Raw genomic sequence first — 13630 nt, 5'->3', positions numbered from 1 at the left:
GTGACCTATTTTCAAATGGGTAAAAGCCGATTAAAGAAGATAGGTCACAGCTTTAAAGCTATCCAGAATATACGGTGTTTGTTTCAAGGCATTATCTGCCTACATATACTCTGCAAAGTTTAACGATCCTTGAATAAAGTGAATAGATTGCTAGTTATCTGGCTGTTCGCTCCAATTATCGCTATCTGAAATATCACCTTGACTCGTGATCTTCTTCTCTTCAGATGCCCATTCACCTAGGTCTATGAGCTGACAACGTTTACTGCAAAATGGCCTAAATGGGCTCTCTTCTCCCCAAACCACAACTTTTTGGCATGTAGGGCAATTAACTTCAATTTTTTCGCTCATATATCACTCCCTTTATCAACAGCATGACAATTCAAAATTCATCATTGCGGGTACAATACCATTTTCGCTGTCGATGTGAAGAAAACGAATGGCAAATCGTGTTTTATGACCTGAGATCTGCGGAAAAATGGGTTTATCGGTGGATAATCGTACTCTTAATAACTCTTTATCTTCAACGCTATCTTGATAAAAACCGTTATGACATTCTTTGGCTTCAAAAGAACCCGCTTGGCGAAGTAAATGTAAGATAGTGTCTAAAGTATCTTTTAGCGGCGCTAGGCTTTTAAGCCACTCATTTATTGCACGATCTCTTTGCTCTTGAGGCATATTTAGCCAAAGCTGTAATGTTGGCAAGTCAAAACTACAGCATCCGCCTGGAATACTTAGGCGTTGGCGAACCATGCTGATGATTTTGTCATTTCTTAATTGTTGCCCAAATCTTGGTGCTGAGGTGATATTCGCTGTTTTAATTGAGAGGTCATTAAGTAGTGATGAAATTAATTGATTATCTGCATTAGGTGCATCTGCCCATGTGGCTAAGCGTTTGCGATGTTTTTCCAATTCTTTAATCAGATCGGTACGAACTTCTCCTCTATCAAGGATCTCAATCAACTCTGAAACGGAACGGAAAAATGCAACGCCAGATGTATAGGATGTTATATGGCTAAGTTCATAAACTTGTTGTAACAAAGTCTCAAGGCGAAGCCATGAGCGAATTTTTTCATTTAATGGATACTCATAAGTGACGAAATTGGCTGTGTTGAGCTCACTCATATAGATTTCCTATTTTTCTGTTGCGCTAGCGTCATATACTGTTGATGTAGTACCGCCACTTTATCTGCTAGGTTGGATTCACCATTGTGATTGGTAATGACATCATCAGCATGTAGTAAGCGGTTTTCTCTACTGACCTGTGATTTTAGGATATTCGCTACATGTTCTTCGCTAACATTATCTCTTTGTATTGTGCGTAAAATTTGTTCTTCAGGTGTCACATCAATGACCAGCGTGCGATCTGCTAAATGCGAGAGCTTATTTTCAATCAATAAAGGAACGACCCACAATGCATAAGATGAATTGATTTGCTGTAGTTGCTTTTGAGTCTCTTGATGGATCAGCGGATGAAGTAAGCTATTTAGCCACTGTTTTTCTGCTGTATCTGAAAAGATAATCTCCCGTAGGTGCTGACGATTAAGAGAGCCATCTGATTTAATTATATCTGCGCCATAGCGTGCTTTTATCGCCGTAAGTGCAGGCGTATTAGGTTCAACCACTGTTCTTGCTATGATATCAGCATCAACAAGCGGTACGCCTAGTTTGGCAAATTCATTCGCAACTGTTGTTTTACCGCTGCCGATACCACCTGTAAGTGCGACAATATAAGTCATAATCATGTTCATATATATTGAAAAATATTAGGTTACACGGATTTTATCTGTTTGTCTTCACGGATGAGATAATACGCAATTTAGACTTATTTACTCGTCATAATTCAAGTTACTGAACTTTCGCAATAAGGTCTGATGCCAACGTTCACTTGCTGCCCATTACATAAATTTTACACCCTTAGCGATTCATTCGGTTGTTACCTAGCTACTCATCATTTAATTATGCTACCTGTACAATCTTTTATATCATAAATAGATAAAAGGCTATCCTATAATTAAGCTATCAAATTCCTGTTATAACGTTTCCTAAATTGAATATCGGTAAATACATAGCCACCATAATTCCACCTACAAGAAATGCCATTGAAATAAGCAATATAGGTTCTATTCTTTTGAGTAACGTCTCAGTGCGAAAGATAAAATCCTCTGAAAAATGTGCAAATAAATATTGTACGAAATGAATTAATTGCCCTGATTCCTCTGCGACAGCGATAAGTTGGCATGCCATATTAGGAAAGAAAGATTGCTCGTTCATTGCAGTAGAAAAGGAATCTCCTTTCACAACAGAGTGTTGTATAACTAAACAGGCTTGTTTGTAAAATGGATGAACAATAGTATTAGCTGCGCACTTTAGACATTCTGTTAATGGTAAACCAGCTTGCAATGTAGAAGATAACATTGAAAAGTACAGTGTGAGGTTGTATTCCCGAGTAAGATTTCTAAATGCAGGGATATAATTTAAAAATTTTATAGTACAAATAATAAATTTTTGTTTGTACCTAAAAAGAGAAAAGGATAGCAGAGATATTGCTAATAGTGGGTATATTACATATTCGGATAACCATTTTGAAACATAGATAAGTAAGCTGGTCATAAAGGGTAAGTCATGACCAAAGCTTTGATATATGGTTTCAAATTGAGGCAGCACATAAATTAACATGAGCAATATAAGTACTGCCGACAGTAAGATTAGGACAATAGGATATCTCAATGACTGTAGGATTTTTTTCTTGGTTTGTTGATGGTGTTTTAGCATCTCAGCGATAATTTTAAAATTCTTTTCATATTGCCCTATTTTTTCTGCTACCTCGACCAAACTCACTATTGTAGGCGTAAAAATAGTTGGTGTTCTTTTAAAATTATTGGCTAGCGAGCCACCTTTTTTTAGGTCATCAATGGCTAATTTGATAATCATTTTCCAGAATGGAGGATGATTATTATTCTGAAGAATATATAAACTTTGGAGTATATTAATACCTGATGATGATAATGCACTCAGTTGATGAAAAAAATGTATCCTATAATCAATGTTTTTCCTGTCGAGAAAAAATACAGATTTAAATGTTATTTTTATTGGCGTTTGTTCTAAGTTTAATAACTCGATGAAAGCACAACTTTTACTTTTAGATATAATAACGTCTTTAATTATAGTATTATTTTTAGATAATGCGATATATGAATAAATAAACATTAATTAGCCTCTATATTGCCAACAACAGAATACAGCTCTTGGAGTGTGGTTTCACTGGATCCAACTAGCCGTAACCCATTTTCAAAAAGGCTTTCAAAATTGGATAAATTGGCTTTTCCATGCAGAAAAAACTCGATAAGTGAATCTTGCTCTAAATATTCATAAATAGCTGTTCTGCCGATAAAACCTGCAAAGCAAAGGTCGCAGCCACTTGCAGACCACTCTTGAACTGAGCGATTGTCATTGATTTGAACGCTTTTGGCGCTTTTAGTCTTACAATTGGTACAAAGTTTACGTACTAGTCTTTGTGCAACCACCATTTTTAAGCAAGAGTTTAATTGGGTTCTATCAATACCGAGCTGTTCCATACGCTCAATGGCACTAAAGGTACAGTTAGTATGTAAGGTCGATAAGACTAAATGCCCTGTTTGAGCCGCTCTTGTCGCGATTTGTGCGGTTTCTTCATCCCTAATTTCGCCAATCATAATAATATCTGGATCTTGCCGTAGTAATGCTCTCAAGACATAAGCAAAAGTTAATCCATATTTGTCATTAACCTGTACTTGATTGATCCCTGAAAGAGGAATTTCAATAGGATCTTCTATGGTTGAAATATTACGTGATGATTGATTTAGATATTCAAGCATACTGTATAAAGTGACGGTTTTACCACTTCCGGTAGGGCCAGTGACTAATATCAAACCTTGTGGTTGAAAAAGTGTTTTCTTCAATTTTGTTAGCAAACTTGAATGTAAACCTATTTGATCGATGGAATATCTCAATTGAGTATTAAGTACCCTGAGAACAAGTTTCTCACCATACAGTGTAGGCATTGTTGATAATCTAACACTGTAATTGTGCCCATCAAGATACCAATTCATCTGTCCATCTTGCGGTAAGCGTTTTTCAGCAATATTCAGCTTAGCTAGGATTTTAATACGTGCAATGATTTCATTATTAATTTCAAGTGGTGGGGATGCTATAAAATACAATTTACCATCAACGCGTAAACGTATTTTTAAGCCTTGTTTCGTGGGCTCAAGATGAATATCAGAGGCTCTTTTTCTGATTGCCGTTTTTAACATATCTTCAACGAATTCAACGGCAGGAGATGTCGTATTTAATTGTTCATTTTCATTAGGTTGATACTCAGGTTCTGGCTCTTGTATCTCTGAATATTTTTTATTGAAATAATGATCGATTTTTTCTTTAGGCCAAATATCATAACAAACAGGTACACTCGATATAAATCTAAGCGTCGCTAGTACATTGTCCTCAGGTTTATTAGCTGTAGCAATAGATAATCGTTTATTTGTATAATCAATAATAATTATATAATGTTTATCGCAGAAGAACTTTAATTCTTTAAATATGAAATCTCTTTCCCTGGTCGATGTCATAAATTATCCTATTATTAAAAAATAAATGTGTTTTCACATAGTGTTTTTAATCTATCGTCATCACTTTCACAGACAACTTGCCACTTAAATGGTGAACCATCTGTTGATACGGTAGGTGTTAGTGTTGCGGACAAGCCAGAGAGATTCTTATCAGCTGCAAAGGTAATGATACCTGACTTAGCTTCAATGGTTTTTAGATACTTTCCTTTTATATCATTAGGGATATTTTCATTTCCCGAATGACAACTCGTTAAGGCGCCTTTATTAAAAGCACAGATCTCAATATTATTTTTATATGGAAGAAGAGTTTGTAATACATCGGTTATGGCTGCTTTTTGCATATAACCTTGATAGCCCGGTATCGCGATAGCACTTAATATAGATATTATTGCAATTACAACCATTATTTCAATTAAAGAAAATCCTTTTTGATTCATAAAAACCTCCGATTTAAGTGAGTTTTTATCTTAATGAAAAAAGATTAATAATTAATTTAATAAAAAACCGTTTTCGAGTGTTATCGAAAATTAAATTATAGAAATGTGAACTGTTACATTTTCTTGGGAGCAGGTTCGCAGAGTTTATTTAACTGTAAAATAGCGACTCAAATTAATGCGCGGCATGTGATAAATAGAGATTAGAAATTGAAGAAAAGAGATTGGTACAAACTGTGACGTAGTTTGTACCGAAAGCCGAGTAACAGTACTGCTGTTATTTTTTAGCGCTGAGTTGGTTTTTAAATTTTAGCCAATCGAAGTAGGGGCCGGGATCAGTTTTACGCTCTGGAGCGATATCGCTGTGACCTGTAATGTTGTCTTTTATATCTGGATATTGGCTTATCAGTGCTTTTGTAAGAGAAGTCAATGAATCGTATTGCTCAGTAGTAAAAGGTTCAAAGTCTGTCCCCTCTAGCTCAATGCCAATTGAAAAATCGTTACATTTTTCTTTTCCTTGGTAGATAGATTGTCCTGCATGCCATGCGCGGAGGTTGAAAGGGACATATTGAATAACAGTACCATCACGGCGAATGAGGCAGTGTGCAGAAACACGGAGGTGTTTGATCTCATCAAAAAATGGGTGTTCTTCTGGATTTAGTGTTCCAGTAAATAGTTGGTTGATATAAGGGCCACCAAATTGCCCTGGAGGTAAACTGATATTATGGATCACTAATAGGGAAGGCGGGGTGTTAGTTGGGCGTTCATCATGATGTGGAGATGGAATATGCGTTACATTTTTTAACCAACCATTATGTATTTCCATATTCAGTGCCATTGTGTTCTCTTTGTAGTGTTGTTCGTATTCAAAAACTTTTACTCGAGAGATTAACATATACGCAAAATAATTGAACTCTCTGCGTATTTAATGAAGAGGTATTTATTAGCTTAATTGATTAAAAATGTACTAGAAATTTTATTAAATTCAATTGAATAGTGGCTTGTAAGTAGGTGTAGTGTGAATAACGAAGCTGTCACTTTTTCTGTGATGTGGGATTTTTGTTGCGGATTGTATCGTTGGCATCCCTTAATTCATGTTTTAACTTGGAGTATGATGAATAACAAATCGGTCAAACAGTAAAGTCCCCATACAAACAAGTGAACTGTGCTCAAAGAGCTTATGGTGGGTTTATAATCATTTTATTGGAGTTGATTAATGGCTACAAGGCGTTATGACGAAAACCAACGACGTGAAGTATTGCTTGAAAGGTTACATACAGATATCCCGTTTACGGTAAGCAATGCATTAAAAGAAGATCTTGGTCAGGTAGTCGATTATAAACAAGATATTACAGGGCAGCTTTTATCTCCAAACTCACAAGCCGATGCACGGATTATTACCAGAGAAGATGGCATATTTTGTGGGCAGCAATGGTTAGACGAAGTTTTTAAGCAATTGGGTGGACAAGTAAGTGTGACGTGGCATGTTAACGATGGCGATAAAGTGACAGCGAACCAATTACTGTGTGAAATGTCAGGGCCATCTCAGGTGTTACTTACAGGGGAAAGAACAGCGTTAAACTTTATTCAAACATTGTCTTCAGTATCTACCGTCACCGCAAAGTATGTTGCTGAGCTTGAAGGGACTCGCACTAAGCTTTTAGATACACGTAAAACAATCCCAGGTTTACGAAGCGCATTGAAATATGCAGTCTTAATGGGGGGCGGTTTCAACCATCGTCTTGGATTGTCGGATGCTTATCTTATCAAGGAAAATCATATCATTTCGGCAGGATCTGTCACGCAAGCTGTAAAACTAGCCCGCGAAGCTCATCCTACAGTTCCTATTGAAGTAGAGGTAGAAAGCTTGGATGAATTGCTACAGGCGATTAAAGCTGATGCGGATATTATTATGCTTGATAATTTTACTGTGACTATGATGAAAGAAGCGGTTGTACTTACTGCTGGTAAAGCTGCACTTGAAGTTTCAGGGGATGTGACTTTAGAAACAATCAAAGAATTTGCCGAGACAGGGGTTGATTTCGTTTCTGTTGGCGCTTTGACAAAACATATTAAGGCTATGGATCTTTCTATGCGTTTTATTGAGAAATCATCGTAGGAGATCGATAAAATGAGATATGGCTTAGCCATATCTCAGACTGTTGACAAACATATCATGTTTAGCGGCAGTCGTTAGGGGTTCTGAAATAAACGAGGAAAATCAATTTATCGATTTTCGGCAGGATAACGCAGAACGGAAGGCGTACGCTTTACTCTGTTTCGTCAATATCCAGAGAGATGATTGGATATCTCTAGTTCTTTTACCTTTTTATATGGATGAGGATCCACATATAAATAAAGATATAGTCGTCATACTTCAAGGTAGGGGGACTATGCGGTGCTCACCGAGTTACATAGTTATCTATACCCTTGTCTCTCTTCGTTCGTCGCCTATCTGTATTTCGAATTATTTAGGGTATACACAGTAATAGTTCTATCATGAAATCAAAATAGCGAATGTTAGTTTTTTTAGCTGAGGAATCTCTTCTATTCAGTAGATGTGTTGGACGCTTGGTTTGAGTAAAATAACAAATGAGATGAATATTTAACTATATTGTTAATATTCACTTCTCATAATTTTAATCATTTTCATTTTTGCTAAGCTGCTTTGTTTTTTTAACGGTTAAAATTGAATAATTATTCTGTTTGTTTTCTGCTATATCGTTTCAGTTTAAGTGATTTTTACATATTGATTCGTTCTGATTGTTAAGAATAGGTGCTAACTTCGGACGGATTAGTTATCAAAATATGCTATAATTTAAAAAAATCTGTTAAAATTTGCAGGATTTTATGATTTAGCGCAAGGTCTTTATGGACAGTTAGTGAATACTTTGTTACTTTATTAATCCAAACAGAAATTGGTAATACCAATTAACACTGTGCGATAGCTAATCATTAATTACTCACTATGATCATGGCAGGTTATGGCTTACGGTAAAATTCGCCAACCAAAATTATCCGATGTCATTGAGCAACGTCTCGAGCATCTTATTTTCGAAGGGACATTGCGCCCCGGCGAAAAGCTACCTCCTGAGCGTGAACTGGCCAAACAGTTCGACGTTTCTAGGCCATCAGTGCGTGAAGCAATCCAAACTCTCGAAGCTAAAGGGCTACTATCTCGCCGCCAAGGTGGGGGAACATATGTTCAAAAGCAAATGTGGCAAAGTTTTAGCGATCCCTTAACCGAGCTACTCACTGGTAACCCTGAATCTCAATTTGATCTTCTTGAAACTCGTCATGCCCTTGAGGGTATTGCTGCCTATTATGCGGCGTTACGCGGTACTGATGAGGATTTGGAACGCATTCGTCAAAGTTATGAATTGATTATTAAGGCTCAGCAAAGCGGTGATATTGATGCTGAGTCTGACGCTGTTTTGCAATATCAACTGATTGTCACTGAAGCCGCACATAATGTTGTAATACTGCATTTATTGCGTTGTATGGTGCCAATGCTTGAACAAAATATCCGTCAAAATTTTGAATTTTTGTATACCCGTAAAGAAATGTACAAAGCAGTTAGTGAACATCGTGCTCAAATATTCTCCGCTATAATGGCAAGAGAACCTGAAAAAGCACGAGAGGCTTCCCATCGTCACTTAGCCTTTATTGAAGAGTTACTTTTGGATATCAGCCGTGAACAAACGCGACGTGAACGTTCTTTACGCAGGTTACAGCAACATCCTGAATTAAATTAGTAATATAGATTACTGACTGCTGCGTCTGTATTACTGTAACTACTCTCTTTGGGAGTTCAGCGGCAACAACAGCAGGGCCTATCTTTCCGCTATTTTGTGGAAAAGTAGCAGGAAGATAGGCTCCATTTATTCTCTAAATAATTTGAGTTGCAGTTAGGTGACAAGTCCATGAGTTTCTAGGAGCGTACATAAGTATGTGATGAGCAGCGAGTGAATGAAGTCACTATCCCTTAACGGAAAGCACTACAACTTGAAGTATGACGAGTAAAAACATTAAAAAATAGATAACAGATAAGGAATACACCATGTCAGATATGTTGAAAAATGACGTGGATCCGATTGAAACTCGCGACTGGCTACAGGCGATTGAATCGGTCATCCGTGAAGAAGGTGTTGATCGTGCTCAGTTCATTATCGAACAGGTATTGAGTGAAGCACGTAAAGGCGGCGTAAATATTGCTGCTGGTGCATCTAGTCATTCTGATTATATCAACACTATCGCTGTTGAAGACGAGCCTGCATACCCTGGTAACATGGATTTGGAGCGCCGTATTCGCTCCGCGATTCGTTGGAACGCAGTAATGACTGTTTTGCGTGCTTCTAAGAAAGATTTGGAACTGGGTGGTCATATGGCATCATTCCAGTCTTCTGCGACTTTATATGAAGTATGTTTCAACCATTTCTTCCGCGCTCATAACAACAATGACGGTGGCGATCTGGTCTTCTTCCAAGGGCATATATCTCCAGGGATCTACGCTCGCGCATTCTTAGAAGGTCGTTTGACTGAAGAGCAGATGAATAACTTCCGTCAAGAAATTGGTGGTAAAGGTCTATCTTCTTATCCACACCCTAAATTGATGCCTGATTTCTGGCAATTCCCAACAGTATCAATGGGTCTAGGTCCAATCAATGCGATCTATCAAGCTAAATTCCTGAAATATTTAGAGAATCGTGGTCTGAAAGATACTTCAGCACAACGTGTTTACGCATTCTTAGGTGATGGTGAGATGGATGAGCCAGAATCGAAAGGTGCGATTACTATCGCAACGCGTGACAAGTTAGATAACCTTGTATTTGTTATCAACTGTAACTTACAGCGTTTAGATGGTCCAGTAACAGGTAACGGTAAAATCGTTAATGAACTTGAAGGCATCTTCAGTGGTGCTGGCTGGCAAGTTATCAAAGTTATGTGGGGCGATCGTTGGGATGAACTGCTGCGTAAAGACACCAGCGGTAAACTTGTTCAATTAATGAACGAAACCCTTGATGGCGATTACCAAACATTTAAATCACGTGACGGTGCGTACGTGCGTGAGCATTTCTTCAATCGTTACCCAGAGACTGCTGCATTAGTTAAAGATATGACTGATGATGAAATTTGGGCGCTGAACCGTGGTGGTCACGATCCGAAGAAAGTGTATGCAGCATTCCAAAAAGCGAAAGAAACTAAAGGCAAACCAACTGTTATTTTAGCTCAAACCATCAAAGGTTATGGTATGGGTGAAACAGCAGAAGGTAAAAACATTGCTCACCAAGTGAAAAAAATGAACATGGATGGTGTTCGCCACTTCCGTGATCAGTTCAATGTGCCTGTTGCAGATGATCAAATTGAAAACCTGCCATATATCACTTTTGAAAAAGATTCAGAAGAGTACAAATATCTGCATGAGCGTCGTCAAGCCCTTGGCGGTTACTTGCCAGCTCGTCGTACTCACTTCGATGAAAAATTAGAAATTCCTGCACTGTCAGATTTCAATCAATTACTTGAAGAGCAATCAAAAGAAATTTCAACCACTATCGCATTTGTTCGTGCGTTAAACGTGATGTTGAAAAACAATTCTATTAAAGAACGTTTAGTGCCAATCATCGCTGATGAAGCGCGTACCTTTGGTATGGAAGGTCTGTTCCGTCAAATCGGTATCTACAGCCCTAAAGGCCAGCAGTATACACCACAGGATCGTGAGCAAGTTGCTTACTATAAAGAAGATTCTAAAGGTCAAATTCTGCAAGAAGGTATCAACGAATTGGGCGCAGGCTCATCATGGTTAGCGGCTGCAACCTCATACAGCACCAACAACCTGCCAATGATCCCATTCTATATCTACTACTCAATGTTCGGTTTCCAACGTATTGGTGACCTGATGTGGGCAGCAGGTGACCAGCAGGCTCGTGGCTTCTTAATTGGTGGTACTTCAGGCCGTACAACCTTAAATGGTGAAGGCTTACAACACGAAGATGGTCATAGCCATATTCAGTCACTGACGATTCCTAACTGTATCTCTTATGACCCAGCATTTGCTTATGAAGTGGCTGTGATCATGCAAGATGGTTTGGAGCGTATGTATGGTGAAAAACAAGAGAACGTGTACTACTACATCACGACTCTGAATGAAAACTATCATATGCCAGCAATGCCAGAAGGCGCAGAAGAAGGTATCCGCAAAGGTATCTACAAACTGGCTTCAATTGAAGGTAGTAAAGGTAAAGTTCAGCTGTTAGGTTCTGGTTCAATGATGCGCCATGTCCGTGAAGCTGCGAATGTACTGTCTACTGAATACGGTATTGGCTCTGATGTCTACAGCGTAACTTCATTCACTGAATTGGCGCGTGATGGCCAAGATTGTGAACGTTGGAACATGCTGCACCCATCTCAAGAACCACGTGTGCCATATGTTGCTCAAGTGATGAATGATGCGCCAGCAGTTGCATCTACTGACTACATGAAACTGTTTGCAGAACAAATCCGTACTTATGTACCAGCAAGCGACTATCGCGTATTGGGTACTGATGGTTTCGGTCGTTCTGACAGCCGTGAAAACCTACGTCACCACTTCGAAGTTGATACTTCATATGTGATTGTTGCGGCGTTAGGTGAGTTGGCTAAACGTGGTGAGATTGATGTTAAAGTCGTTGAAGAAGCGATTAAAAAATACAACATCAACCCAGAAAAAGTTAATCCACGTCTGGCATAAGAGGTAATAATCAATGTCTATTGAAATCCAAGTGCCTGATATCGGTGCTGATGAAGTTGAAGTCACCGAAGTGATGGTTAAAGTTGGTGATAAAGTAGAAGCAGAACAATCTTTGATCACGGTTGAAGGTGACAAAGCTTCTATGGAAGTACCCTCTCCTCAAGCAGGTGTGGTAAAAGAAATTAAAATTGCTGTTGGCGATAAAGTGACCACTGGCAAATTAATTATGGTGTTTGAATCAGCAGAAGGTGCAGCAGCAGCTGCGCCAGCTGAAGCTCCAGCAGCTCCGGCAGCAGCACCAGCAGCAGCGGCTTTGAAAGAAGTAGCAGTACCAGATATCGGTGGCGATGAAGTTGAAGTCACTGAAATTATGGTCAAAGTTGGTGATAGCGTTACCGAAGAACAATCTTTGATCACCGTTGAAGGCGATAAAGCTTCAATGGAAGTGCCTGCACCATTTGCGGGTACAGTTAAAGAGATCAAAATTGCCGCTGGCGACAAAGTGAAAACGGGTTCACTGATCATGGTCTTTGAAGTGGCGGGCGCAGCACCGGTAGCGGCTTCTGCTCCAGCAGCAGCTCCGGTGGCACCAGCAGCTGCGGCAATCAAAGATGTTAATGTACCAGACATCGGTGGTGATGAAGTTGAAGTCACTGAAGTGATGGTCAAAGTCGGTGATAGCGTTTCAGCTGAGCAATCAATCATTACTGTTGAAGGTGATAAGGCTTCAATGGAAGTGCCAGCACCATTCGCAGGTACGGTAAAAGAAATTAAGATTGCGACTGGCGATAAAGTGAAAACTGGCTCGCTGATCATGACCTTTGAAGTGGCAGGCGCAGCACCAGCAGCATCAGCCCCTGCTCCAGCGGCATCTGCTCCAGCTCCTGCGGCAGCACCAGCAAAAGCGGCTGACAACAAAAATGAATTTGTTGAGAATGATGCTTATATCCATGCAACACCTGTTATTCGTCGTTTAGCGCGTGAATTTGGTGTTAACTTAGCGAAAGTGAAGGGTACAGGTCGTAAAGGTCGTATTCTGCGTGAAGACGTTCAAGCTTACGTTAAAGATGCGGTTAAGCGTGCAGAATCGCCAGCAGCAGCGGGGGGCGGCTTACCAGGTATGTTGCCGTGGCCGAAAGTGGATTACAGCAAGTTTGGTGAAGTTGAAGAAGTTGAACTTGGCCGCATCCAAAAAATCTCTGGTGCTAACCTGAGCCGTAACTGGGTGATGATCCCTCACGTAACGCTGATGGAAGAGGTTGATACCACTGAAGTTGAAGAGTTCCGTAAGCAACAAAACAAAGAAGCTGAGAAGAAACAGCTGGGTGTGAAAATCACGCCACTGGTCTTTGTGATGAAAGCAGTTGCACGTGCTCTGGAAGAAATGCCACGTTTCAACAGCTCTATTTCAGAAGATGCACAGCGTCTGTTCCTGAAAAAATACATCAACATCGGTATCGCAGTTGATACACCTAATGGCTTAGTTGTTCCTGTTTTCAAAGATGTGAACAAAAAAGGCATTATGGAACTGTCTCGCGAGCTGGGTGAAGTTTCTAAGAAAGCGCGTGCAGGTAAACTGACCGCAGCTGACATGCAAGGCGGTTGCTTCACGATTTCTAGCCTAGGTGGTATCGGTACTACCGGTTTTGCACCTATCGTGAATGCGCCAGAAGTGGCAATTATGGGTCTGTCGCGCTCTGCTATCAAACCAGTTTGGAATGGTAGTGAGTTTGTTCCTCGCCTAATGTTGCCAATGTCTCTGTCATTTGACCACCGTGTGATTGATGGCGCTGATGGTGCGCGTTTCATCACGCTAGTTGGACAATTGATGAGCGATATTCGCCGTCTGGTTATGTAATAAA

General features: G+C 39.5%; 11 protein-coding genes. 4 read left to right on the top strand and 7 right to left on the bottom strand.

Annotated features, from left to right (window positions below):
- Positions 1–150: 150 nt before the first annotated feature.
- From yacG to ampD, 7 genes are all read right to left on the bottom strand, one after another.
- On the bottom strand, positions 151–348 hold the full coding sequence (gene yacG, locus SC428_RS16180; RefSeq protein ID WP_070925277.1) for a DNA gyrase inhibitor YacG: 198 nt from the start codon (positions 346–348) through the stop codon (positions 151–153).
- Positions 349–363: 15 nt separating this feature from the next.
- Positions 364–1122, bottom strand: coding sequence for a cell division protein ZapD (zapD, locus tag SC428_RS16175; protein WP_140181808.1), 759 nt, complete (start codon positions 1120–1122; stop codon positions 364–366).
- Positions 1119–1736, bottom strand: coding sequence for a dephospho-CoA kinase (coaE, locus tag SC428_RS16170; RefSeq protein WP_070925278.1), 618 nt, complete (start codon positions 1734–1736; stop codon positions 1119–1121). The genes zapD and coaE overlap by 4 nt, the downstream gene beginning before the upstream one ends.
- 283 nt (positions 1737–2019) lie before the next feature.
- Entirely contained in the window at positions 2020–3207 is a 1188-nt protein-coding gene (locus SC428_RS16165; protein WP_318708823.1) for a type II secretion system F family protein, read from the bottom strand.
- Entirely contained in the window at positions 3207–4607 is a 1401-nt protein-coding gene (locus tag SC428_RS16160) for an ATPase, T2SS/T4P/T4SS family (protein WP_283125658.1), read from the bottom strand. The genes SC428_RS16165 and SC428_RS16160 overlap by 1 nt, the downstream gene beginning before the upstream one ends.
- Before the next feature lie 14 nt (positions 4608–4621).
- On the bottom strand, positions 4622–5044 hold the full coding sequence (gene ppdD, locus SC428_RS16155; RefSeq protein ID WP_140181814.1) for a prepilin peptidase-dependent pilin: 423 nt from the start codon (positions 5042–5044) through the stop codon (positions 4622–4624).
- Positions 5045–5318: 274 nt separating this feature from the next.
- A complete protein-coding gene (gene ampD, locus SC428_RS16150; protein WP_139158609.1) occupies positions 5319–5867 on the bottom strand; it encodes a 1,6-anhydro-N-acetylmuramyl-L-alanine amidase AmpD in 549 nt (182 codons plus the stop codon).
- A gap of 390 nt (positions 5868–6257) precedes the next feature.
- Between ampD and nadC the strand changes: the two genes are divergently transcribed.
- From nadC to aceF, 4 genes are all read left to right on the top strand, one after another.
- On the top strand, positions 6258–7160 hold the full coding sequence (gene nadC, locus SC428_RS16145) for a carboxylating nicotinate-nucleotide diphosphorylase (protein WP_318708818.1): 903 nt from the start codon (positions 6258–6260) through the stop codon (positions 7158–7160).
- An 865-nt stretch (positions 7161–8025) separates the two neighbouring features.
- Positions 8026–8796, top strand: a complete 771-nt coding sequence (gene pdhR, locus SC428_RS16140) for a pyruvate dehydrogenase complex transcriptional repressor PdhR (RefSeq protein WP_070925283.1) — start codon at positions 8026–8028, stop codon at positions 8794–8796.
- A 305-nt stretch (positions 8797–9101) separates the two neighbouring features.
- Positions 9102–11768 (top strand): pyruvate dehydrogenase (acetyl-transferring), homodimeric type, encoded by a 2667-nt coding sequence (aceE, locus tag SC428_RS16135; protein WP_070925284.1) that lies wholly within the window; start codon positions 9102–9104, stop codon positions 11766–11768.
- Positions 11769–11781: 13 nt separating this feature from the next.
- Entirely contained in the window at positions 11782–13626 is a 1845-nt protein-coding gene (aceF, locus tag SC428_RS16130) for a pyruvate dehydrogenase complex dihydrolipoyllysine-residue acetyltransferase (RefSeq protein WP_318708815.1), read from the top strand.
- Positions 13627–13630 lie beyond the last annotated feature (4 nt).

The sequence above is a fragment of the Providencia sp. 2023EL-00965 genome (genome assembly GCF_033550225.1).
GTDB classification, from domain to species: domain Bacteria; phylum Pseudomonadota; class Gammaproteobacteria; order Enterobacterales; family Enterobacteriaceae; genus Providencia; species Providencia manganoxydans.
Note: the sequence above shows the minus strand (reverse complement) of the source record. Positions and strands in the feature narration are given on the sequence as shown.